Genomic DNA, 23,740 nt, shown 5'->3' on the forward strand with positions numbered 1-23,740 from the left:
CCTCGCAGGCCGACGGGTGATCCAAACCTATGGGCAGCGCAAGGGATTTGGATACGGTGCCGATGCGTTCCGCGTGCCGGGTGAGAGAGGGATCCGATGAACCGTCCGCTGATCGGAATCAGCACCTATCTGGAGGCTTCGACGCGCTGGGGCGTCTGGGACCTGCCCGCGACGCTGCTGCCTGCGGGATACGCACGTCTGGTCCGCGAGTCGGCCGGTCTGGCCGCGCTGCTCCCGCCGGACGATCCGGACCTCGCGGCGTCGGTGGTGGCGCGGCTGGACGCGGTGGTGATCGCGGGCGGGCCCGATGTGGACCCCGTACGGTACGGAGCCGACCGCGACCCGCGGACGGGGCCGCCCGCACCGGAGCGCGACGGCTGGGAGACGGCCCTGATCGGTGCCGCGCTCGAGTCCGGTACTCCGTTGCTCGCGATCTGTCGTGGCATGCAGCTGCTCAATGTGGCGCTCGGGGGCACGCTCACCCAGCATCTGGACGGTCACGCCGGACCGCAGGGCAAGACGGGAAGGTTCGGCTCGCATGCGGTGGCGCCGGTGCCGGGGACCCGGTACGCGTCCGTCGTGCCCGAGGAGACCACCGTCCCGACCTATCACCACCAGTGCGTGGCGCGGCTCGCTCCCGGCCTGGTTGCTTCGGCGCACGCGGCGGACGGCACGGTCGAGGCGATCGAGCTGCCGGGGGCGCAGTGGGTGCTCGGGGTGCAGTGGCATCCGGAGATGGGGGACGATCTGCGGCTGCTGCAAGCGCTGGTGACGGCTTCGGCGGACCGGCTGGTCCCGGCCCGTCCGCAGGCCGGGGACCTCGCACCACAGCAGACCACGGGGGACGACGAACAGATGCGCTCCTAGGCCGCGCGGTGTGCGAGCCTCCTCCGTAGCCATTGCAGCGCCGCCGCGCCCTGGGCACCCTGGAAGGCCCGCAGCGTCGGGAGGCCGGGCGGGGCGGGGCGCAGTGAACGGGAGACGAAGTAACCGCTCAGCGCGGTGAGTACCGCCGTCACTCCCGCCGGATCGGCGTTGCGGCCCAGCGGGTGGCTGGTGAAGACGGTCTCCGGGTCGGGGCCGCCCTGAGCCGCGACGCACGGCAGCATCACCAGCAGGTCGAACCAGGGCGCGGCCTTCAGCGCATGAGGCCAGTCGACGAAGACCACCCGTTCGTCCGTGAGCAGGATGTTGTCGGCCCGCAGGTCGCCATGGGCAAGGGAGTCCCCGGTAGCGGCCTCCGCCCAGTCGGACTCCAGCTCGGCGAGCAGGCCGAGGCGGCGTGCCGCCCAGGGGTCGAGTCGGCTCGTGTCCCCCTCGGCGAGCAGAGTCCGCCAGCCGCTGAACATCTCGGCCTTTCTCACGGCGACGGCAGGCGCCTCGATCGGGGCCGGGGTCAGGGCCGCACTCAGCTCACCGACCGCGGCCAGCACCCGGTCCAGCTCGGCGGGGTCCCAGGGGATGCGGGGCTGGTGGCCGTCGATGTCCTGGAGGACGAGGGCGACCCGGGTGCCGTCGTCGTACGAACCGAGCAGCCGGGGCACGGGGGCGCCCGGGGGGAGAGCCGCGGTGTGCCGGGCCTCGGCGCGGTGCAGTTCCGGGCTGCCGGGATTCACTTCGGCGCTCACCGCCTTGACGAACGCGCGCCGCCCGTCCGCGAGCCGGACACGGGCGGCGACCCCTGGTGAGAAACCGCCGCTCTGACTCCGTGCTTCGACGACGCGGGCACCGAGGATGTCCTCGACGGCGCCACGGACCGACGCGGGGAGGCCGGACCAGTGGTGCCGGACGCCGGTGGCGGGGGGAGCGATCACAACCATCCGCGTATTTTCGCCACGGAGCCCGACGCACGCCACCGGTTTGTGCACGTGCGCCTTCCGGTGCGGCGAGCTGGTGCGGGGCGCCGCCGCGCCCGGCTCCGCCATGGCCGGGCACGCCGGGTTCCCCGCTACGCGTCCCGACCCGTCAGCGGCCTGTCCCGGCCCGTCAGCGACAGCAGGTCGCGTGCCGGCCCCGTCGGGCGGTGGCCGGAGGGCCAGACCGCGCGCAGTTGGCGCCTCAGCCGCACTCCGGCGATCGGGATCTTGACCAGGCGCCGGGAGGACAGCTCCTCGCCGAGCGCCAGTTCGCTCAGCACGCAGGGGCCCGCGCCGCTCTGGGCCGCTCCCTTCACCGCGGTGGTCGAGGAGAGTTCGAGCAGTGGCTGGGCGAGGCCGCCGTGGACGGCCAGGGCCGCGTCCAGGACCTGGCGGGTGCCGGAGCCGTGCTCACGCAGGATCAGCGGGGTCGCGGCCAGCTCCTGCGGGGTCAGCGGCGTACGGCGACGGGCCCACGCGTGGGACGGGGCGACGACGACGACCAGCCGGTCGTGGGCGATGACCGTGCCGTCGAGGCCATCCGGCACGGACAGGCCCTCCACGAAGCCGAGGTCGGCCTCGCCGACGAGCAGCCGGCCCGCGACGGCCGCCGAGTTCCCGGCGAGCAGCGAGACCGCGGTGTCCGGCCGTTCGGCGCGCAGCGCTATCAGCCAGCCCGGCAGCAGGTATTCGGCGATGGTCATGGAGGCGGCGACCCGCAGCCGGGAGTCCCGCCGGTCGCGCAGCGCCTGCGCGCCCGCGTCGAACGCCTCGGCCGCCTCGACGATCCGGCGCGCCCAGTCGGTGACCAGCGCGCCCGCGTCGGTGAGCCGGGAACCGCGCGGCGAACGGTCCAGCAGGGCAAGACCGAGCTGCCGTTCCATGGACCGGATGCGGCTGCTGGCCGCGGGCTGGGTGACGCCGACGTCGCGTGCCGCGCGCCCCAGGCTGCCGTGCCGGGCGACCGCGAGCAGCAGTTCCAGCGCACCGAGGTCGGGGACCCGGTGGGAGAGGGGGACATGTTCTTCGCCGGTCATAAAGCCAGCTTATGACCTCATAGAGACGGAGTCTCTGGTGGGGTTCGTCCCCCGCCACGAAGATCGTGGCATGGCCATCTTTCCGCAGACACAACACACCCCCGCCCCATACCCGGCCGTCCTGCGGCTCCCTCGCCTGCGGTACGTCGGCCCCAACTGGTACGCAACCGTCATGGGCACCGCGATCGTCGCGAGCGCGGGTGCGACGCTGCCCGTGCGTGTCCCGGGACTGCGCGGTGCCTGCACCGTGGTGTGGGCGCTCGCGACGGTCATGCTCGCGGTCGTGCTCGCGGCCCGTGCCGGGCACTGGGCCGCCCATCGCGAGCAGGCCCGTACCCATCTGCTCGACCCCGCCGTCGCCCCGTTCTACGGCTGTCTCTCGATGGCCCTGCTGGCGGTCGGCGGCTCGTCGATGGTGGTCGGCCGGGACGTCATCGGGCATGGGGCGGCGCTGGCCCTGGATGTGGTGCTGTACACGGCGGGCACGGTGATCGGGCTGGCCGCCGCGGTCGCGATTCCGTATCTGATGGTCGTACGCCACCGGGTCGAGCCCGGCACCGCGTCGCCGGTGTGGCTGCTGCCGGTGGTGGCGCCGATGGTCTCCGCGGCGCTGGGTCCGCTGCTGGTGCCGGAGCTGCCCGCCGGTCAGTGGCGGGAGTCGATGCTGCTGGCCTGTTACGCGATGTTCGGGCTGAGCCTGCTCGCCACGCTGGTGATGCTGCCGTTGATCTTCGCCCGGCTCGTCCACCAGGGCCCGCTGCCGCTCGTGCTGACGCCCACGCTGTTCCTGGTCCTCGGCCCGCTGGGCCAGTCGACGACGGCGGTCAATCAGCTCGCCGATGTGGCGCCGGGGGCGATCGGGGCACCGTACGACGTGGGGCTGGGGGTGTTCGCCGTGCTGTACGGGGTGCCGGTGATGGGCTTCGCGCTGATGTGGCTGGCGCTGGCCGTCGCGCTGGTCGTGCGCGCCGTCCGGAACGGCATGACGTTCAGCATGACGTGGTGGGGCTTCACCTTCCCCGTCGGTACGTGTGTCACGGGCGCCGCGGGCCTGGCCCGGCACACGGGTCTCGCGGCGTACACCTGGCTGGCCGTCGCGCTGTACGTGCTGCTGGTGGCGGCGTGGGCGGTGGCCGGGCTGCGGACGCTGCGCGGGCTGCTCAGCGGAGCGCTGCTCGCAGCGCCGCAGGGGCCCGCACCAGTGACGGCCCGTACCACGTGAGGAATCGCCCGTCGACGAGCGCGGCGGGCAGTGCGGGGAAGGCCTCGGGGCCGTCGTCCGCGGTGAAGCGGTACGGCTCGTCGGGCAGGACGACGAGGTCGGCGCCCGCCGCGTTGAGCGCGTCGAGCGGGATACGGGGGTAGCGCTCGGCGTGGTCCGCGTAGACGTTCTCGACTCCGAGCCTGGCCAGCACGTCTCCGGCGAAGGTGTCGTGGCCCAGCACCATCCAGGGCCTGCGCCAGACGGGTACGACCGCACGGCGTGGGGCACGGGGCGGCGGGAGTGCGGCCCAGGCGGCCTCGGCCTCGTCCAGCCAGCGCGGCCTGGCCTGTCCGCAGGCGGTGGCCAGGACCCGTTCCAGTTCCTCGAAGGCCTGGTCGAGGGTGCGGACCGTGGTGACGAGCACCTCGATGCCGGCGGCCCCGATCGCCGCGAGGCCGGGCTCGCGGTTCTCCTCCTCGTTGGCGACGACGAGATCGGGCCGGAGCGCGACGATCGCCGCCACGTCGGGATTCTTGGTGCCGCCGATCCGGGCCACGGTCAACCCGGGCGGATGGGTGCACCAGTCGGTGACGCCGACCAGCAGGCCGGGGGCGGTGACGGCGACGGCCTCGGTGAGCGAGGGGACCAGGGAGACGACGCGCACGGCGGACAGCCTCTCTCAGCGACGCGGGTCGAAGGTGGCGTCGATGTGCTCGGCCACCGCGACGACCAGCAGACGCGTACCGGGCACCGCGGCCCGCCAGCGGTGGCGCACGCCACCGGACAGGAACAGCGTGTCGCCCTGCTCCAGCCGGTACGCCTGCCCCTCGGCCTCCACCTCCGCCGCGCCCTGCACCACGTACATCACCTCGTCGTTGCGGTGCTGGAACTCGCGCCCGAGGTCGAGCTCGCCGGTGAACTCCAGGGCGCTGAGCTGATGGCGTCCGCGCACCACCCTGCGTACCCCGTCGCCCTCGCCCGCCCGTACGACATCGACGGCGCGCGCCGAGTCCGCGGCGGCGCGCAACCGCGCCGTGCTGGTCTCCAGCGCTTCGGCGACCCGGTCCAGGGAGCGGGCGCTGGGCCGGGCCCGCTCGTTCTCGATCTGGCTGAGGAACGGCACGGACAGGCCGCTACGGGTGGCGACCGCGGCCAGTGTGAGCCCCAGGGATCTGCGCCGTCGGCGGACCGCGGCGCCTACGCGGAGTGCTTCCTTGTCGTCCATGTCCGGCTCCCTCCCGACTCGTCATCCTCCCGGCTGCCGGCACATTACGCACACGGTTACGCAAGGTCGGCCGGTGGATGAGCGTCTTCCGGACAGCCGGAAGGGGTGGGTTACCGTCGTCGGCGGTGCCCACCCCTTCCCGTTTATCGGGTCCTGCAGGACTCTACTGCGGGGCCATCATGTCCGCGATGCCCGGATTCTTCTCCATCCAGGCCTTCACGGCCTCTTCCTCATGTCCCGCACCGCGCTTCTGGATCTGGTTCTCCAGGCCGGCGAGCTGGTCCTCGCTCAGCTTGAAGTTCTTGAACCACTTCGTCAGCTGCGGGTAGTTCTTCGGGAAGTCCTTGCTGGCGATGGTATGCAGCCGGTCGCCGTCGCCGAAGGCCTTCTCGGGGTCCTTCAGCCTGGTCATGCTGAACTCGTTGTACGCCCAGTGCGGCGTCCAGAGCAGCACCGCGATGGGCTCCTTCTTGGCGTACGCGCGCTTCAGCTCGGACAGCATGCCCGGCGTCGAGGAGTCGACGACCTTGTACTCCTTGTCCAGGCCGTACGTCGGCAGCACGTTCTTCTTGAGGTTCTCCATCGTGGCGGTGCCCGGCTCGATGCCGACGATCCGGCCCTTGAACTGCGACCCCTTGCCATTGAGATCGGCGAGGGTCTTGACGTCCTTCACGTATGAGGGCACCGCGACCTCGATGGACGTGGGGCCGTACCACGAACCGATGTCGGTCAGCTGGGAGCCGTACTTGTCCCAGTAGTTCTTCTGGGTGTACGGCAGCCAGCCGTCGAACTGCACGTCGATCTGGCCGCGCGACATCGCGGCGTACATCGGACCGACCTCGAACTGCTTGAGGTTGATCTTGTAGCCGCGCTCCTCCAGGACCGCCTTCCACAGGTACGTGGCGGCGATGTCCTCCTCCCAGGGGAACCAGGCCATCTCGACGGCGCGGTCGCGCTCGTCCTTGCCGTTCGCACCCTTGGGCGCGGCGGCCTTGGCGACGGGGGTCCACTTGTCGGCGACGCCCGGGTTGGCCTTCAGCCAGGTACGGACGGCCTCCTGCTCCTTGCCGGTGCCCGACTTCTGGATCTGCGCCTCAAGACTGGTGAGCTGGCCCTCGCTCATCTTGAAGTTCTTGAGCCAGCTGCCGGCCTCGGGATTGTCCGCGGAGAAGCCCTTACGGGCCAGAGTGTGGATGCCGTCGCCCTTGCCCCAGAGGTTCTTGGGGTCCTTGAGCTTGGTGAGCTCGAACTGGTTGTACGCCCAGTGCGGCGACCAGAGCGGGACGACGATCGGTTCCTTCTTGGCGTACGCGCGCTTCAGCTCGGCCAGCATCGACGGAGTGGAGCCGTCGACGACCTTGTACTCCTTGTCCAGGCCGTAGCCCGGCAGGATCTTGTCCTTGAGCAGGCCCATTTCACCGGCGCTCGGCTCGATGCCGACGATCCGGCCCTTGAACTGCGACGCCTTGCCCTTCAGGTCGTCCAGCGACTGGACGTCCTTCAGGTACGAGGGGACGGCCAGCTCCAGCGAGGTGGAACCGTACCAGGAGCCCATGTCCTCCAGGCGGTCCTGGTACTTCTTCCAGTAGCTGGCGTGGGTGACGGGGAGCCAGGAGTCGGTCTCGAAGTCGATCTGGCCGTTGGCCATACCGGTGTAGAGCGCACCGGCCTCGTACTGCTTGACGTCGACCTGGTAACCGCGCCGCTCCAGCATCTCCTTCCAGAGGAAGGTGGAGGCGATGCCCTCGTCCCACGGGATGTAACCCATGCTGATCTTCTTGCCCGCGCCGACGTTCGAACCGTCGGCGGTGCCGGCGGACTTGCCCGAGCCGGACGAGCCGAAGATTCCCATGGCACCCGCGACGAGCGCGAGGACGACGATGCCGGAGACGGCGACGACGGGCTGCGGGCGGTAGTTCCAGATCTTCAGTCCGCCGGCCATCGACTGCGCCTTCGCCAGCGCGCGGCGGGCGAGCGGGGAGACCTCGCGGCCGAGCGCGCCGGTCATCCGGTCCAGGTACATCGCCACGATGACGATGGAGATGCCCGCCTCGAAGCCGAGGCCGACGTCGACGTTGCCGATGGCGCGGTAGACGGCGCCACCGAGGCCGCCGCCGCCGACCATGCCGGCGATGACCACCATGGACAGGCCCAGCATGATGACCTGGTTGATGCCTGCCATGATCGTGGGCAGGGCGAGCGGCAGCTGGACCCGCAGCAGGGTGTTGCGCCGGGTGGTGCCGAACGCTTCGGCCGCCTCGACGAGTTCGCCGTCGACCTGGCGGATGCCGAGCTCGGTCATCCGGACGCCCGGAGGCAGCGAGAAGATGATGGTGGCGATGATGCCGGGCACCACGCCGACGCCGAAGAAGATCACGCCGGGGATCAGGTAGACCATGGCGGGCATGGTCTGCATGAAGTCCAGGACCGGCCGGGTCACCGCGCTGACGGTCTTCGAACGGGACGCCCAGATGCCCAGCGGCACGGACAGCACCAGCGCGATGATGGTGGCGACGAGCACCAGGGTGACGGTGTCCATCGCTTCGTCCCACAGCTCGACGGAGTCGATGAGGGCGAAGCCCACGAAGGCGAGCACACCCGCGAGAAGACCGCGCAGCCACCAGGCGATGACGGCGACGATGCCCGCGAAGAGCAGCGGTGCGGGGGCGGAGAGCACGGCGGCTATGCCGTCGAACATGCCGCTGACGATCGAGCTGATCGCGTCGAACAGCCAGGAGAGGTGGGTCTGCAGCCAATCGACCGCGGAGTCGACCCAGTCACCGAGAGGGAGCCTAAACACTGGCCACCTTCTTCGTGTCGACCGTGCCGGGCCTGACGTCCTGCGGGATCTCGGCGGGGGTCATCGGCTCGCCGAGGACGGCGAGCAGCCGGGCCCGCGGTACGACGCCGACGAGCTTGCCCGTGGTGTCGGTCACGGCGACCGCCACGCCGCTCTGCGAGCACGGCGTGAAGAGGTCGATGATCGGCGTGGACTCGGTGACGGTGGCCGGGGCGGCCGCCAGGACGTCGGCGGGGGTACGCAGTTCCTTGCCGTCGTCCGTGGTGGTGCCCATGACCGTGTGCGGCTCGGCCATGATCGCGCCCGCGGTCAGCACCCGGGAGCGGTCGACGTCCTGGGTGAAGGAGGCGACGTAGTCGTTGGCCGGGGTGACGAGGATGTCCTCGGCGGTGCCGAGCTGGACGATCTTCCCGTCGCGCATCACGGCGATGCGGTCGCCGAGGCGCATGGCCTCGTTGAGGTCGTGGGTGATGAAGACGATCGTCTTCTTCAGGCGCTTCTGCAGTTCGAGCAGCTGGTCCTGCATGTCGCGGCGGATCAGCGGGTCGAGCGCGCTGAAGGACTCGTCCATCAGCAGCAGGTCGGCGTCGGTGGCCAGGGCGCGGGCCAGGCCGACGCGCTGCTGCATACCGCCGGACAGCTCGTCGGGCCAGGACTTCTCCCAGCCGGCGAGACCGGTCATCTCCAGCGCCTCGGCGGCGCGCTTCTCGCGCTCGGCGCGCGGCACACCCTGCACTTCGAGGCCGTATCCGGCGTTCTCCAGCACGCTGCGGTGGGGGAAGAGCGCAAAGTGCTGGAACACCATGCTGATCTTCGAGGACCGGACGTGGCGCAGTTCGGCGGGGCTCAGAGCGGTCAGATCCTGGCCGTCGAACAGGACGCGTCCGGCTGTGGGCTCCAGAAGTCCGTTGAGCATCCGCAGCAACGTGGACTTTCCGGACCCGGACAGACCCATCACGACGAAGATCTGTCCCGGTTCGACGGTGAACGAGGCGTCGATCACCGCTGCGGTCGTTCCGTCGGCGCGCAGCGCGTCGCGGTCGGCGCCGCTTTCGAGCTTCTGCACGGCTTGATCGGGTCGTCTGCCAAACACCTTGTACAAATGTTCGGCTTGCAGCCTTGACACATACACCTCGCGGGTTGAACCGAAAAACGGTCTGCCACCCCCTCCGGCAGACCGTGGAGCGACGCGGATTCGGCCCGCATGGCACGTGCGGTAGTTGAAATTGCTACGTGCTCCGCTCCGGCTGCGCGCCTGCCCTCACTTACACGAGCCAAACACAAGAGTGACCCAGCTCACATATGCGCGGGCACCGTTGGGAGCGGGGCCGCCCCCGGCCCGGACCTCCCTGACGGCCGGTGCCGCCCTCGGCTCGGCCGCCCTCGGCTGCCGGTGCCGGTGCCGGTGCCGGTGAGGTGCGACGGGCTGTCAGTGGGGTGCGGCATCATCGGGGTGTGACGCGACGCCTGATGCTCCTCGACACCGCCTCCCTCTACTACCGCGCCTACTTCGGGGTCCCCGATTCGGTACGCGCCCCGGACGGGACACCGGTCAACGCCGTGCGCGGGCTGCTCGATTTCATCGGGCGCCTGGTGCAGGACCACCGGCCGGACGACCTGGTCGCCTGCATGGACGCGGACTGGCGGCCGCACTGGCGGGTGGAGCTGATCCCTACGTACAAGGCGCACCGGGTCGCGGTGGAGACCGCCGAGGGACTGCCCGACGAGGAGGAGACCCCCGACACCCTGGCCCCGCAGGTGCCGGTCATCGAGGACGTGCTCGACGCGCTCGGCATCGCCCGGGTCGGCGTCGCGGACTACGAGGCGGACGACGTGATCGGCACGCTCACGGGCCTGGCCACCGGCCCCGTGGACATCGTCACCGGCGACCGGGATCTCTATCAGCTGGTCGACGACGCCCGCGGGGTGCGGGTGCTCTACCCGCTGAAGGGGGTCGGCTCGCTCCAGCTGACGGACGAGGCGTGGCTGCGGGAGAAGTACGGGGTGGACGGCTCCGGATACGTCGATCTGGCCCTGCTGCGCGGCGACCCGAGCGACGGGCTGCCCGGCGTCCCCGGGATCGGCGAGAAGACGGCGGCGAAATTGCTGGACGCCTTCGGTGATCTGGCCGGAATCATGGCCGCGGTCGACGATCCGGCCGCCAAGCTGACACCCTCGCAGCGCAAGCGGCTCGACGAGGCCCGGGACTACGTCGCCGTCGCACCGAAGGTGGTCCGCGTCGCCGGTGACGTACCCCTGCCGGAGTTCGACCCCGCGCTGCCCTCCGAGCCGCGCGATCCGGTCGCACTCGAAGCCCTCGCGAAGCGGTGGGGGCTGGGCGGCGCACTGCAACGCCTGCTCTCCGCACTGCACGCCTGACTCCGACCCTCCCCAGCATCTGACCGAGATGCTAGCTTAGGTAAGCCTAAGCAATCGGAGCAGGGAGAACCTCGTGGCTGAACGACCGGCACGGCAGGCACCCAAGGCGCAGGGGGCCCACGTTCTGCGCACCGAGCAGATCACCCCGCACATGGTCCGTGTGGTGCTCGGCGGTGACGGTCTCGCCGATTTCGGGCTCTCCGGGTTCACCGACCACTACGTCAAACTCTGCTTCGCCCCCGAGGGCGCGGACTACGCGCACCCGTTCGACATGGCCCGCATCCGCGCGGAACAGCCCCGGGAGCTGTGGCCCACCACCCGCACGTACACGGTGCGCTCCTGGGATCCGGTCGCCCGGGAGCTGGCCATCGACTTCGTGGTCCATGGCGACGAGGGCCTCGCCGGCCCCTGGGCGATGCGGGCGGCCCCGGGCGATCCGGTGACGTTCCTCGGCCCGGGCGGGGGCTACGGCCCGGACACCTCGGCGGACTGGCACCTTCTGGCGGGCGACGAGAGCGCCCTCCCGGCCATCGCGGCGACCCTGGAGCAGATACCGGCGGGCGCGGTGGTGCACGCGTTCATCGAGGTGACGGACGCGGCGGAGGAGCAGAAGATCGTGACGCCCGACGGCGTCGAGGTGACCTGGCTGCACCGCGGGGAGCGACCGGTCGGCGAGGTACTGACCGCCGCGGTGAAGGAGCTGGAGTTCCCGGCGGGCGAGGTCCAGGCGTTCGTCCACGGCGAGGCGGGCTTCGTGAGGGACATCCGCCGTCATCTGCGCCTGGAGCGCAAGATCCCGCTCCCCCAGCTGTCCATCTCCGGCTACTGGCGGCTCGGCCAGAACGACGACGCCTGGCGCTCGGTCAAGCGCGAGTGGAACGCGCAGGTGGAGCACGAGCAGGAGACGGCGGCATAGCACCGGTTCCTTCCCGTAAGCCCCGGTCCCCGACCGGGGCTTACGCGTTCCCGGCGCACCAGCTCACTCACCGGCGGCAGGCACCACCACCCCGCCGCCATGGGGCTTCCTGATGACGCAGCCCACGCCGGGCAGCGAGCGGCGGGGAACCTGGACACCGCCGATGTGATCGGCGCGCATTCCGTCGGCGTACCGGACGGCGGCCCGTCGATGCCGCTCACCAGCTGGTCGACGACCGGCGGCGATCTGCGAATACCGCACTTCGTCGGCATGCACGCGCTCCAACTGCTGCCGCTCTTCCTCCTCGCGCTGCTCGCACTGGCTCCGCGCGTCCCCCGGCTGCGCGACCCGCGGGTCCGGCTGCGGCTGGTACTGGTCGTCTCCGGCGCGTACGCGGCGGTCGTCGCGCTGGTCGCCTGGCAGGCGCTGCGCGGCCGGCCGCTGATCCACCCGGACGGCGCGACGCTCGGCGCCGCGGCCCTGATCGTGGCGGCGAGTGGAGCCTGCGGCTACGCGGCGCTGAGGTCGACCCCCGTACCGCGGACCGGGTCGGCCACGCGTCGCCGCAACAGGGCGTGGGTCAGACGGACTTCTGGTACGAGCGGAACGTACGGGTGGACAGCCCGACAGCCACCGCCGCGAGGACCAGCAGGGCTCCCCCGCGGCCGAGCACCAGACCCCATTCGGGATCGGAGGTCAGCGCCGAACGGCCCGCCACCATCGCCCAGTTGACCGGGTTGAAGTCGGCGATGTGCCGCATCCAGGGCGGCATCTGGCTCGGGGCCATGAAGGAGGAGGAGAGGAAAGTCAGCGGCAGCAGCAGAAAGGTGTTGATGCCGATGATCGACTCGCGCTGACGGACCAGCATGCCCAGGGCGTTGGAGAGCGCGCCGAAGACCGTGCCGAGCAGGATCGACGCGACGACCAGGATCAGCAGGCCGCCCGCGCTGCCCGGGTAGGTGGCTCCGGCGACCCGGCCGAGCAGCACGATGACGACGGACTGCACGGCGGTGCTGATGCCGTTCTGCACGACGTTGGCGTTCATCAGCGCGTTGCGGCTGACGGGCGTCGTCAGGAAGCGGTTGAGCGTGCCGCGCTCGATCTCCTCCAGGGTGCCCATGCCGGCCCACATGCTCGATCCGAGGGCGCTCATCACCACGATGCCGGGGATCAGGTAGTCCAGATAGGACGTGGTGCCGAAGCCACCGAGCTCGACGACCTTCCTGAAGAGGTTGCCGAAGAGGAACAACCAGATCACCGGCTGGACGAGGGAGATCACCAGGAAGACCGGCTGACGGACGACCGCCATGAGATGACGTTGGGTCATGTACCAGGTCTGGACGAGGACTTGGCTGCTCATCGGGCGCCTCCGACGGGGGTGGGGGCGGGGACCTGTCGGGCGTCGGCGGCGTCGGCCTCGGAGAAGCGGCGTCCGGCGTAGCGCAGATAGACGTCGTCGAGGGACGGGCGGGCCACGGTGGCGGCGGCGACCGCCGCACCGGCCCGCTCCAGGGCGGCGAGCAGGACGGGGACGGCGGCCGCGCCGTCCTCGGCGCGCACGCTCACCCGGCGACCGTCGAGCAGCACCTCGTGCACCCCGGGCAGTCCGGTGAGCGCGGCGTCGACCGCCCTGGTGTCGCCGTCGGCGCGCAACTCCATGTGGACGGCGTCGCCGCGGAGTTCGCCCTTGAGGTCGTCGGGGGCGCCCTCGACCACGATCCGGCCGCGGTCGACGATCGCGATGCGTTCGGCGAGCCGGTCGGCCTCCTCCAGGTAGTGCGTCGTGAGAACGATGGTCAGCCCCTCGTCGCCGGCCAGCCGGGAGATCTCGTCCCACATGGCCGTGCGGGCCTCGGGGTCGAGTCCGGTGGTGGGTTCGTCGAGGAAGAGCACCTCGGGGCGGTGGACGAGGCCGAGCGCGACGTCGAGACGGCGCTGCATTCCGCCGGAGTACCCCTTGACCTGGCGCTTTCCGGCGTCGGCGAGATCGAAACGGTCCAGCAGTTCATCGACACGGCGCTGGACGGCGGCGCCCCGCATCCCGTACAGCCTGCCTTGGAGCAGCAGGTTCTCGCGGCCGGTGGCGACCGGGTCGGCACCGGACTTCTGGGCGACGACTCCGATCGCGCGGCGGACCCGGTCGGGGTGGCGCAGGACATCGTGTCCGGCGACGCTCGCGGTGCCCGAGTCGGGGCGGGCCAGGGTCGTGAGGATCTTGACGGTGGTGGACTTTCCGGCGCCGTTGGGGCCGAGGAGTCCGAAGACCGTGCCGGCGTCGACGTCGAGGTCCATGCCGCGCAGTGCGGTGACGTCGCCGGGATAGGTCTTGATCAGCTGTCGCGCCGCTACTGCGGGCGCACGGGTGCTCATGGCAGAGCTCTCCTGTGGTCAGCGGGGTGCTCGGGTGCACCGAGCACGCGGGCATGCCGAGCCGATCCGCGTGAAGAGCGCCGGGCTATCCTGGGTGTGCCGCACCTCGATCGCCCGGCTCGCCTTCACGGCGTGGCCGGTCCGGGGTTCGAGACCCCGGCGGTCGCTGCTCCAACAGCTTCCGCCGGGGCCTTTCCCTCTGCTTCGGTCCTGCGTTCCCTCCGGTTGTGCGCTACGCCTTCCGCTCCGGGTCCAGGACGATCTCCTGCTCGTCCAACTCCTGCCAGTCCTGCGGGACTTCACCGGATTCGTGGAAGGACTTCCACTCCTCGATACCACTGATCGTGGCGTCGGTGAGTTCCTGACGGAAGTTCTTGATCCATTCCAGCTGTGCATCGATCATGTGGAGCTGGTATTCGGTCTCGACGACGAAGAGGCGGGGCAGCTTGTCTCCCAGCTGACCGAGAACCCCCCGGAGCGCCGCAGCCTGGATCTCCAGGGCCGCCTCGCGGGTCTCCATCAGCTCGGCCACTTCCTCCGGCGGCAGTACCGGAAGAAGCGACAGGGCCGTCTCGAAGACCGGGTACTCGGCGGCCGGCACGGCGAGCAGGTCGGAGAGCCAGTCGAGCATCTCCACGCGCCCGGCTTCGGTGATGCCGTAGAGCGTGCGCTCGGGGCGGTTGCCCTGTCGCTGGACGCCCGCGACCTCGACGTAACCGTGCTTCTCCAAGTTCTGGACGACGGTGTACAGCGAACCGAAATTGATCTTGACGCTGTGTTCCTTGCCGCGTCGGCGAAGCGTCTGGGCGATCTCGTACGGATGCATGGAACGCTCGGCGAGCAGCACCATGACCGTCAGTGCCAGTGGATTGCCGAGCTTGCGCCGCTTGGCCACCGCCTCCACCACCCTTCACTTCGCCATCGAATACTCGTGACCGAATGTATCGCGTTCACCTGAACGCGTCAATCACGATGTATCGCGGACTCTTGAGATCGTGGAAGGATCTCGCGCACCGACCAATCCGCGCTGCCATCGGCTCCGAATCATCCGGAGAACCGATGAGCGACCAGGGAGGAAGCCCGCGTGAAGGAAGCCGTGTACATCAGCGGAGCGCGCTCGGCGGGGCCCGATCTCCAGGAGCTCCTGGGGATGGTCGCCCGAGGCGACCAGGACGCCTTCGCCGAGGTGTACGACGCGGTCAGCGGGCCGGTCCTCGGGCTCGTACGGAGCGTGCTGCGTGATCCCGCCCAGTCGGAGGAGGTCGCGCAGGAGGTGCTGGTCGAGGTGTGGCGTACCGCTCCTCGGTTCCGGGCCGCCCGCGGCAGCGCGATGAGCTGGGTGCTGACACTGGCCCATCGCCGGGCCGTGGACCGGGTGCGCTCGGCCGAGGCCTCGGCGGCCCGTGAGTACAGGACCGCGCTGCTCGACCGCACACCCCCCTTCGACGAGGTCACCGAGCAGGTCGAGAGCCGGCTGGAGCGTGAACAGGTCCGCCGCTGCGTACGGACGCTCTCCGAGCTGCAACGGCAGTCCGTGGACCTCGCCTACTACCGGGGGCTGACGTATCGCGAGGTGTCGGAGCTGCTTTCCGTACCGCTCGGGACGATCAAGACACGGCTGCGCGACGGACTGATCCGGCTGCGCGACTGCCTCGGGGTGGGCGCATGAGCAACGCCGAACTGCACACGCTGACCGGGGCCTACGCCCTGCAGGCCCTGCCGGAGGCCGAGCGGCGGGACTTCGAGCGGCATCTCGGCGACTGCGAGGCCTGCGCCGTGGAGGTGCGCGAGCTGTCGGAGACCGCCACCCGGCTCGGGCTCGCGGTGGCCCGCACACCACCGCCCGAGCTGCGCGAACGGGTGCTGCGGGAGATCACGGACGTGCGGCAGGACTCGCCTTCGGGCGCCGGGCGCCCCCGCTCCGACGGGGGTGGGGCGGGTCCGGTCGCCGGTGTGACGGGGCCGAGCGGCCGGTGGCCGAAGTTCGCACTCGCCGCGTGTCTGGCCGCCGCCTGCTTCGGAGGGATCGCCGTCTGGCAGAACCGGGCGGCCGAGGACGCCCGACAGGAGGCCCACACGGCCCGACAGCAGAACGAGCGGCTGGTCCGGGTCCTCGCCGCACCGGACGCCAAGGCGTCGTCCGGTGCCATGAAGGGCGGTGCGAAGGGAACGATCGTGGTCTCGCGGACCGCGAACCGGGCCGTGTTCATGGCCTCGGGAATGCAGCAGCCACCCGGCGACAAGGTGTACCAGTTGTGGTTCGACGACCACGGCAGCATGCGTTCCGCCGGTCTGATGAACTCCGCGGCGACGAGCGACGCCATGGTGCTGGACGGGCCGGTCGACGGAGCGTCGGGCATAGGCATCACGGTCGAACCCGCCGGTGGCTCCGCGCAACCGACATCGGCACCCATGGCTCTGATGAACTTTCCGGCGGCCTGACCGGGCGGGGGCCGGGGCGGTCTCGCCGACGGACCCCGTCCGTGGGGGCGAGCCGGAACGACCCGTCGCGCGAGTACGGCACGACGACAACGCAACGGCACACGCGTATGACAGTCTCCGTGGCACTGTTCACCTCCGACCTGCGCCTGTACGACAACCCGGTGCTGCGGGCCGCACTGCGCGAGGTGGATGCCGTCGTTCCCCTGTTCGTGCACGACAGGGGGATCCAGCGGGCCGGCTTCGACGCGCCGAACCGGCGGGCGTTCCTCGCGGACTGCCTGGCCGTGGAGTCCGGGCCGTTGCCGGACCGGGCGGAGGTGGCCGGGGTCTCCCCCGGGCTCGCCAGGGGCGGTGAGACCGCCGCGCGTCGGCTGCTGTCGCACTGGCTGAACGGCCCCTGGCCGACTACGAGACCACCACGGATGTCCGTCACCGGGTGCCCTTCCTGGTCGGCCGGAACGAATCTCACGTCCGATCGGGTGACGGACCAATCCGTCCGGCGCCCGGCGACGAATGCTGGTTGTGACTGAAAACCGAGACGATCCGCGGCAGACCGGAGCATCGTCCTCCCGACGATCCCGCTGGGCACGCGCCACTCTCGCCGCGCTCAGCGGTCTGATCGCCGGGTTCTGCGCCCTGGCCGTGGCCGAACTTGCCGCGGCTGTCGTACGTCCCGAGTCGGGCCCGGTCACGGCGGTGGGGAGTGCGGTCATCGACCGCACTCCCCCTGCCGTGAAGGAGTTCGCCGTACGGAATTTCGGCACGGACGACAAGGTGGTGCTCCAACTCGGGATCCTGGTTCTCCTGGCGCTCTTCGCCATGGGGATCGGGATGCTGGCGCTGCGGCACCGGCTGCTCGGTTCCGCTGCCGTCCTGGTCTTCGGTCTGGTCGGGGCGGTGTCGGCGGTGGGGCGCCCGGAAGGCGCACCGGCCGACGCGCTGCCTTCGGTGGTGGGGGCCGTGGTGGCCGCGGGGGTGCTGTATCTCCTGGTCGGGCGGCTCACACCGCCTCCGCCTCCCTCTCCCGCGGCTGGGGAGAGGGAGGCGGAGGCATACGTCACCTTCGACCGCCGCGGCTTCGTCGTCGCGGGGACCACGGCGGCGGCCGCCTCGGCGGGCGCGGGATTCCTGGGACGCCGGCTCACCTCCTCCGTCCAGGCCGGGGCCGGCGCTTCGCGTCACAACCTGGTCCTCCCCGTACCGGAATCCGCCGCACCGGCCATTCCCCCGGGCGCCGACCTGAGGATCCGGGGACTGAGTTCCTTCATCACCCCGAACAAGGACTTCTACCGGGTGGACACGGCGCTGGTCGTGCCACGCGTCGATGCCGGTACGTGGCGGCTGAAGATCCATGGCAAGGGCGTCGCACGGCCCGTCACCGTCGACATCCACGATCTGCTGGGCCGAGAGGTCATCGAGCGCGACATCACCCTGGCCTGCGTGTCCAACGAGGTCGGCGGCCCCTACGTCGGCAACGCCAGGTGGATCGGCGTACGGCTGGCCGATCTGCTGCGCGAGGCCGGGGTGCGGCCGCCGTCGAAGGGCGGTCCCGCCGACCAGATCGTCGCGCGTTCCGTCGACGGCATGACGATCGGCACACCGGTCGAAACGGCCATGGACGGACGCGACGCGATGCTCGCCTTCGGCATGAACGGCGAGCCACTGCCTTTCGAGCACGGCTTCCCTGTCCGGATGGTCGTTCCCGGCCTGTACGGGTACGTATCGGCCTGCAAGTGGATCAAAGACATCGAGCTCACCACGTTCGACGCGTACGACGCCTACTGGGTCGAACGGTCCTGGTCCCAGCAGGCGCCGATCAAGACCGAGTCACGGATCGACACGCCCCGCCCGTTCTCCTCCCCGAAGGCCGGCACGGTACCGGTGGCCGGGGTGGCCTGGGCCCAGCACCGCGGTATCTCGCGGGTCGAGGTCCGGGTGGACGGCGGGGAGTGGCACACGGCCCGGCTGGCCGCCGCGGACAACCGGGACACCTGGCGCCAGTGGGTGTGGGAGTGGCCCGCCACATCCGGCAATCACACCCTCGAGGTCCGTGCCACGGACGGAACCGGCGCCACCCAGACCGGCGACCGCGTCGGCACCGTGCCCAACGGCGCGACGGGCTGGCACTCGGTGATGGTCGACGTGTCCTGACCGGGCGGGACACCCGGGGGATCACCCTCCGCACGCGCTGACCGGATGGAACCTCGCGGCGTGGTGGAACGGCAGGACCGGGTGGTGGGTGCCGTCGTCGGGTCGGCGGTCGGTGACGCGCTGGGGGCGCCCTTCGAGTTCGGCCCCGCCGGTGTCTACACGGCACGCTTCCCGGACGGTGTCGGCACGATGTGCGGGGGCGGCGGCTGGGATCCGGGCGAGGCCACGGACGATACCCGGATGGCCGTGCTGGTCGCGGAGTCCCTGCTGGAACGGGGCGGCCTCGACCTCCCCGACCTGTTCGGCCGGATTCGCCGATGGGCGGCGGGCGGGCCGAAGGACATCGGACTGCAGACCGAGGACCTACTGACGAGCGGCGAGCCCTGGGACATCGCGGCAGCGCTGCACTTCCAGGTCAATGGGCGCGCGGCGGGCAACGGTCCGCTGATGCGGGCCGCCATGTCGGCCGTGTACTTCGCGCGGGCGGAACCGATGACGACGATGGCCGCTGCACGACGGATCGCCGCGCTGACACATGGCGACCGGACCGCATGGGAGGGCACCGCCGTGCTGCACGAACCGATCCAGGTGGCACTGAACGGTGGCAATCCGCTCGCCGCCGTTCCGGGCGCCGGGGACACCGACACGGTCGCGGCGGTGACCGGTGGCCTGGCGGGGACCTGCCGGAATCGCGCCGAAGCTGGGCGGAGCCCCTGCACGTGTCGCTGCCGGGGTACGGGGACCGGGTGCTGCGGACGCCTGATCTGGTGGACCTGACCGGACAGCTGGAGCGCGCCTCACACGTCGCGATTCCCTCCGATATTCGTAATCCCCGAACCTGCGCATAAGGGCCAGATAAGCGCAAAATGGCATAGAGGGCCGCGTTTCCCCAAAACGGCGGCCAGGTCCGCAGGAGCGAAGGAGACCAACCCATGTCAAACCTCTCGCACGCCGGCCGTGACATCGCCAGTCACCCCGATGTTTCCGAAATGCGCGATCGCTATGCGCGAGTGCTCGGCGGCCGCGACGTGGCCCTCGTGGACGCACCGGTGTTCCTCGTCGGTCTCTACTGCGCCATCTCGCCCTGGGTGCTCGGCTTCACGACGAGCCAGCCCACCCTCGTGGCACACAACCTGATCATGGGTATCGCCATCGCCGTGCTGGGCCTCGGATTCACCGTCATGCCGGAGCGGATGTACGGCCTGAGCTGGGCCATCTGCGCCATAGGCGCCTGGATGATCGCCTCGACGTGGGTGGTCGGCAGCGGCCCGAGCCTCGGCGTCATCCTGAACAACGTCATCATCGGCGGACTGACCCTGCTGCTGGGGCTGGTCTGCGCGGGCGCGTCGATGAAGATCGGCAAGCGCGGCACGCGCGGCACACGCGGCACGCCCACAGACTGAAAAAGGCGCTGTCGGCCGGTCCGCACGAAGCGGACCGGCCGACGACGGACGGGCGCGATGACCCGGATCCACGCTCCGGTGACGCGGTTCCGGCTGACGGCCGCGCAGGCATCCCGCCCCCGGCACCCCGCATTGCGTGGACCCGGCACCCCGCATTGCGTGGACCCGTCACCCCACGGAGCTGTAGGCCACGACCCCCCGCAACACCGCGTCCACCGCCTTGCGTGCACTCCGCGCCACCGAACTCCCCTCCCGTGGAGCCGCAGCCGCGATCTGCCCCAGCACATCGATCACTTGCTTGCACCACCGCACGAAGTCCCCGGCCGGCATCTCCACCTCGCCCAGCACCTCGTCCAGCGACCGCCCGGACGCCCACATGTAGACCGCCCAGGCAAACCCGAGATCGGGTTCGCGCTGGCCGACCCCCTCCGCTTGGTTGATCTTGAAGTCCTCCTCCAGGGCATCGAGCCGGCCCCAGATCCGGACCATCTCGCCCATCGCGGCTTTCGCGGGCCCCGACGGCAGCTTCGGCGCCACCGCATCATCGGCCTGCCGCGCCTCGTACACCAACGCGGAGACGCACGCGGCGAGTTCGGCCGGGTTCAAGCCCTCCCACACCCCGTCCCGCAGGCATTCGCTCGCCAGCAGATCCAGCTCGCCGTAGAGCCGTGCGAGACGCTGCCCGTGCTCGGTGACCTCATTGCCCCGCAAGTAGTCGAGCTCGGTGAGCAGCGCGACGATCCGGTCGAAGGTACGGGCGATCGTGTTCGTCCGCCCCTCGATCCGCCGCTCCAGTTGCTTGGTGTCGCGCTGCAGCCGGTGGTACCGCTCGGCCCATCGCGCATGGTCCTCACGCTCGTCGCACCCGTGGCAGGGGTGGGCGCGCAACGCCGCCCGGTAGCGGGCGATCTCCCGGTCGTCGGCCGCGGGTGACCGATCCCTGCGGTGCCGCTCCGGCGCTATGTGCCCCGCCTTCGTCCGCAGAGCGGAGGCCAGATCGCGACGCGACTGCGGCGAGCGCGGGTTGAACGACTTCGGCACCCGCATCCGCTCCAGCGCCTCCACCGGAACGGGGAAGTCGATCGAGGCGAGCCTCTTGACCTGTCGCTCGGCGGTCAGCACCAACGGCCGTGGCCCGTCGTGGTATTCGAGTCCGCGGTGCCCGTGCCCATTGGTCCGTCCGCCCGGCAGCCCCGGGTCGAGGACCAGCGCCAGTCCGGCGAACTTGCCGGTGGGCACGTGGATGACATCGCCGGGCTTGAGCTTCTCCAGGGACGCCGCCGCCGCGGCCCGCCGCTGCGATGCGCCCTGCTTGGCGAGCTCGGTCTCCCGGTCCTTGAGGTCGCGGCGCAGCCGCGCGTACTCCTCGAAGTCACCGAGGTGACAGGTCATGCCCTCGCGATAGCCCTCCAGCCCCTCCTCGTTCCGCTGGACCTGCCGGGAGATCCCGACCACCGACCGGTCGGCCTGGAACTGCGCGAAGGAGGTCTCCAGCAGCTCGCGCGAGCGGTGCCGCCCGAACTGATGCACCAGGTTGACGGCCATGTTGTACGAGGGCCGGAAGCTGGACCGCAGCGGATACGTCCGCGTACCCGCAAGTCCGGCCAGCGCGCCCGGATCCATGCCACGCTGCCACAGCACCACCGCATGACCTTCGATGTCGATCCCACGGCGTCCGGCCCGCCCGGTCAGCTGGGTGTACTCGCCGGGGGTGATGTCGGCGTGCTGTTCGCCGTTCCACTTGACGAGCTTCTCCAGCACGACCGAGCGAGCGGGCATGTTGATGCCGAGGGCGAGCGTCTCCGTCGCGAAGACCGCCTTGACGAGCCCTCGTACGAAGAGCTCCTCCACGACTTCCTTGAACGTGGGCAGCATGCCGGCGTGGTGCGCGGCGATGCCACGCTCCAGTCCTTCGAGCCACTCGTAGTAGCCGAGGACATGGAGGTCCTCGCCGGGGATGGACGCGGTCCGCTCCTCGACGATCTCGCGGACCAGACGCCGCTTGGCCTCGTCGTTGAGCCGGAGTCCGGCATGCAGACACTGCTGCACGGCGGCTTCGCAGGCGGCCCGGCTGAAGATGAACGTGATGGCGGGGAGCAGCCCTTCGGCGTCCAGCCGGTCGATGACCTCGGGCCTGGACGGGGTCCAGATGCGGCTGCGCTCGCGGCGCTCGCGCTCGCGGTCCGCCTCGCGGACCATCTTTCCGCGGCGGCGTTCCCGCGGGTTGTAGCCCCGCTGGTTCTCCATCCGGGCGAGCCGGACCAGGTCGGGGTTGACTTCGCGCCGTCCAGAGCCGCGGCCGCCGTGGTCGGTCTCCTCCTCGAAGAGGTCGTATATCCGGCGGCCCGCCAGCACGTGCTGCCAGAGCGGCACGGGGCGGTGTTCGGAGACGATGACCTCGGTGTCACCGCGGACGGTGTCCAGCCAGTCACCGAACTCCTCGGCGTTGGACACGGTCGCCGACAGTGACACCAGGGTCACGGAGTCGGGGAGGTGAATGATCACTTCCTCCCAGACGGCGCCCCGGAAGCGGTCGGAGAGGTAGTGCACCTCGTCCATCACCACGTAGCCCAGACCGCGCAGCGTCTGCGAGCCCGCGTACAGCATGTTCCGCAGCACTTCGGTGGTCATGACGACCACCGGGGCGTCGCCGTTGACGCTGTTGTCGCCGGTCAGCAGGCCGACCTTGTCCGGTCCGTAGCGCTTGACCAGATCGGCGAACTTCTGGTTGGACAGGGCCTTGATGGGGGTGGTGTAGAAGCACTTGCGGCCCTGCGCGAGCGCGAGGTGCACGGCGAATTCGCCGACGATCGTCTTGCCCGAGCCGGTGGGAGCGGCGACGAGCACCCCCTTGCCTGCCTCCAGCGCCTCGCATGCCTCGATCTGGTAGGGGTCCAGATCGAACTCGTACAACTCGCGGAAGGGCGCGAGTGCCGTGGCCAGCTCGGCGGCGCGGATCCGAGAAGCCTGGTATCGCTCAGCTGGTGAGAGGTCCTCTGTCATCTTGCTTACGAGCCTACCCGGCGCCTCCGACAGTGACGCGATCTTTAAATACCGCCGGGAGAACCCGGTGCGAGAACCCTCGCCGCGCCCGGTACGCAGGTGGCGGTGAGCGGCAGTGCGCCGAGTTGTTCACCGTCCGCGTATGCCGTGACACCGGCCGCGGCGAGCTCGATCGAGGAGACCCGGTGCGAAGTGACCTTGGGGTGGCCGAGGTGCGTTCCCTTGTAGACGCGAGGAAATACCTTGAGGAGTGTGGTGCGGCTGCAGTCCCCGACGACGGTCACGTCGAAGAGCCCGTCGTCCATGACGGCGTCCGCGCAGATCCGCATGCCGCCGCCGTACGTCGATCCGTTGCCGACGGCGATGAGCGTCGCCTCGATCTCCCGGACCGGTCCGCCGTCCAGCCTGATGCGATACGGGATCGGTTTGAACGCGGCGAGTTCGGCGAGGATCGCGAGGTCGTACTTGAACCGTCCGCCGACCCAGCGCATCCGGTTGCCGCGGTCGTTGACCCGGGAGTCGAAGCCGGAGGCGAGCACGGACCCGAACCACCGCTCGCCGACCCGGCCGAGATCGATCTCGCGGACCGCCCCGCCCTTGAGCGCCCGGGCGGCGAGCCGTCCGGCCGCGGCCGGATCCCGTATCGGCACCCCGAGCGCGCGGGCGAAGTCGTTCCCGGTGCCCACGGCGACGACCCCGAGCGGGGTCTCCGTTCCGGCCACGGCGTGCAGGGCGAGGGACATCATGCCGTCCCCGCCCACCGCTATCAGTGCACCGGTGCCGCCCGCGACGGCCTCCCGCGCACGCCGCAGGGCGTCGGCGGCGTCCTCGCCGAGAACCGTACGCACGGAGAATCCGGCGTCCCGCAACGCGGAAGCGGCCGGCTGCGCGGCACGCGCGCCCCGGCCGCGTCCCGCGGTGGGATTGACGAAAAGGGTGATCTCGCTGGTCACC

19 protein-coding genes and 3 pseudogenes are annotated in these 23,740 nt (G+C 70.5%); 11 read left to right on the plus strand and 11 right to left on the minus strand.

Annotated features, from left to right (window positions below):
* The first annotated feature begins 96 nt into the window (after positions 1-96).
* The gene (locus OG306_RS06815) at positions 97-867 is read left to right on the plus strand and encodes a gamma-glutamyl-gamma-aminobutyrate hydrolase family protein (RefSeq protein ID WP_371665193.1); all 771 of its coding nucleotides are present in this window, start codon (positions 97-99) and stop codon (positions 865-867) included.
* On the opposite strand, the gene OG306_RS06820 is transcribed toward OG306_RS06815, so the two are convergent.
* Complete coding sequence (locus OG306_RS06820) at positions 864-1,820, minus strand: aminoglycoside phosphotransferase family protein (protein WP_266745207.1); 957 nt, start codon at positions 1,818-1,820, stop codon at positions 864-866. The two genes, OG306_RS06815 and OG306_RS06820, sit on opposite strands and share 4 nt — an antisense overlap.
* Positions 1,821-1,948: 128 nt before the next feature.
* On the minus strand, positions 1,949-2,893 hold the full coding sequence (locus tag OG306_RS06825; protein ID WP_266745208.1) for a LysR family transcriptional regulator: 945 nt from the start codon (positions 2,891-2,893) through the stop codon (positions 1,949-1,951).
* 70 nt (positions 2,894-2,963) lie between these two features.
* Between OG306_RS06825 and OG306_RS06830 the strand changes: the two genes are divergently transcribed.
* Positions 2,964-4,115: a TDT family transporter gene (locus OG306_RS06830; protein ID WP_266745209.1), complete on the plus strand. Its 1,152-nt coding sequence runs from the start codon at positions 2,964-2,966 to the stop codon at positions 4,113-4,115.
* Here the strand turns inward: OG306_RS06830 and OG306_RS06835 are convergent.
* The 4 genes from OG306_RS06835 to OG306_RS06850 all read right to left on the minus strand — a co-directional run bounded on the left by OG306_RS06835 (position 4,054) and on the right by OG306_RS06850 (position 9,188).
* Positions 4,054-4,761 (minus strand): helical backbone metal receptor, encoded by a 708-nt coding sequence (locus OG306_RS06835; RefSeq protein WP_266745210.1) that lies wholly within the window; start codon positions 4,759-4,761, stop codon positions 4,054-4,056. The genes OG306_RS06830 and OG306_RS06835 overlap by 62 nt on opposite strands.
* 15 nt (positions 4,762-4,776) lie before the next feature.
* Complete coding sequence (locus OG306_RS06840; protein ID WP_266745211.1) at positions 4,777-5,322, minus strand: helix-turn-helix domain-containing protein; 546 nt, start codon at positions 5,320-5,322, stop codon at positions 4,777-4,779.
* A 163-nt stretch (positions 5,323-5,485) separates the two neighbouring features.
* On the minus strand, positions 5,486-8,122 hold the full coding sequence (locus tag OG306_RS06845) for an ABC transporter permease/substrate binding protein (protein WP_371665194.1): 2,637 nt from the start codon (positions 8,120-8,122) through the stop codon (positions 5,486-5,488).
* Positions 8,115-9,188, minus strand: coding sequence for a quaternary amine ABC transporter ATP-binding protein (locus tag OG306_RS06850; protein ID WP_323183814.1), 1,074 nt, complete (start codon positions 9,186-9,188; stop codon positions 8,115-8,117). The genes OG306_RS06845 and OG306_RS06850 overlap by 8 nt, the downstream gene beginning before the upstream one ends.
* Positions 9,189-9,592: 404 nt before the next feature.
* On the opposite strand from OG306_RS06850, the gene OG306_RS06855 reads away from it, so the two are divergent.
* The 3 genes and pseudogenes from OG306_RS06855 to OG306_RS06865 all read left to right on the plus strand — a co-directional run.
* Positions 9,593-10,501, plus strand: coding sequence for a 5'-3' exonuclease (locus tag OG306_RS06855; RefSeq protein WP_266752102.1), 909 nt, complete (start codon positions 9,593-9,595; stop codon positions 10,499-10,501).
* Positions 10,502-10,574: 73 nt separating this feature from the next.
* The gene (locus OG306_RS06860) at positions 10,575-11,417 is read left to right on the plus strand and encodes a siderophore-interacting protein (protein ID WP_266745214.1); all 843 of its coding nucleotides are present in this window, start codon (positions 10,575-10,577) and stop codon (positions 11,415-11,417) included.
* Between the two features lie 103 nt (positions 11,418-11,520).
* A pseudogene (locus OG306_RS06865) lies at positions 11,521-11,963 on the plus strand (hypothetical protein); the annotation flags it as partial.
* A 34-nt stretch (positions 11,964-11,997) separates the two neighbouring features.
* Here the strand turns inward: OG306_RS06865 and OG306_RS06870 are convergent.
* The 3 genes from OG306_RS06870 to OG306_RS06880 all read right to left on the minus strand — a co-directional run bounded on the left by OG306_RS06870 (position 11,998) and on the right by OG306_RS06880 (position 14,682).
* Positions 11,998-12,777: an ABC transporter permease gene (locus tag OG306_RS06870; RefSeq protein WP_266745215.1), complete on the minus strand. Its 780-nt coding sequence runs from the start codon at positions 12,775-12,777 to the stop codon at positions 11,998-12,000.
* A complete protein-coding gene (locus OG306_RS06875; protein WP_266745216.1) occupies positions 12,774-13,787 on the minus strand; it encodes an ATP-binding cassette domain-containing protein in 1,014 nt (337 codons plus the stop codon). Before OG306_RS06875 ends, OG306_RS06870 begins: the two co-directional genes overlap by 4 nt.
* Before the next feature lie 232 nt (positions 13,788-14,019).
* Positions 14,020-14,682, minus strand: coding sequence for a PadR family transcriptional regulator (locus tag OG306_RS06880; RefSeq protein WP_266745217.1), 663 nt, complete (start codon positions 14,680-14,682; stop codon positions 14,020-14,022).
* A 189-nt stretch (positions 14,683-14,871) separates the two neighbouring features.
* Here OG306_RS06880 and OG306_RS06885 point away from each other — a divergent pair, with 189 nt between their 5' ends.
* The 6 genes and pseudogenes from OG306_RS06885 to OG306_RS06910 all read left to right on the plus strand — a co-directional run bounded on the left by OG306_RS06885 (position 14,872) and on the right by OG306_RS06910 (position 19,783).
* Positions 14,872-15,456: a sigma-70 family RNA polymerase sigma factor gene (locus OG306_RS06885; protein ID WP_266745218.1), complete on the plus strand. Its 585-nt coding sequence runs from the start codon at positions 14,872-14,874 to the stop codon at positions 15,454-15,456.
* On the plus strand, positions 15,453-16,229 hold the full coding sequence (locus OG306_RS06890) for an anti-sigma factor (protein ID WP_266745219.1): 777 nt from the start codon (positions 15,453-15,455) through the stop codon (positions 16,227-16,229). The genes OG306_RS06885 and OG306_RS06890 overlap by 4 nt, the downstream gene beginning before the upstream one ends.
* 107 nt (positions 16,230-16,336) lie before the next feature.
* Positions 16,337-16,513 (plus strand): annotated as a pseudogene (locus tag OG306_RS06895) (deoxyribodipyrimidine photo-lyase); the annotation flags it as partial.
* A gap of 229 nt (positions 16,514-16,742) precedes the next feature.
* On the plus strand, positions 16,743-18,380 hold the full coding sequence (locus OG306_RS06900; protein ID WP_266745220.1) for a molybdopterin-dependent oxidoreductase: 1,638 nt from the start codon (positions 16,743-16,745) through the stop codon (positions 18,378-18,380).
* A 45-nt stretch (positions 18,381-18,425) separates the two neighbouring features.
* Positions 18,426-19,228 (plus strand): annotated as a pseudogene (locus OG306_RS06905) (ADP-ribosylglycohydrolase family protein).
* An 84-nt stretch (positions 19,229-19,312) separates the two neighbouring features.
* Positions 19,313-19,783, plus strand: coding sequence for an SPW repeat protein (locus OG306_RS06910; RefSeq protein WP_266745221.1), 471 nt, complete (start codon positions 19,313-19,315; stop codon positions 19,781-19,783).
* Between the two features lie 168 nt (positions 19,784-19,951).
* Here the strand turns inward: OG306_RS06910 and OG306_RS06915 are convergent, their stop codons facing one another.
* Positions 19,952-22,786: a DEAD/DEAH box helicase gene (locus tag OG306_RS06915; protein ID WP_266745222.1), complete on the minus strand. Its 2,835-nt coding sequence runs from the start codon at positions 22,784-22,786 to the stop codon at positions 19,952-19,954.
* A gap of 44 nt (positions 22,787-22,830) precedes the next feature.
* Complete coding sequence (locus OG306_RS06920) at positions 22,831-23,739, minus strand: diacylglycerol kinase (protein ID WP_266745223.1); 909 nt, start codon at positions 23,737-23,739, stop codon at positions 22,831-22,833.
* Between the last annotated feature and the right edge of the window lies 1 nt (position 23,740).

The organism is Streptomyces sp. NBC_01241 (assembly GCF_041435435.1).
Taxonomy (GTDB): domain Bacteria; phylum Actinomycetota; class Actinomycetes; order Streptomycetales; family Streptomycetaceae; genus Streptomyces.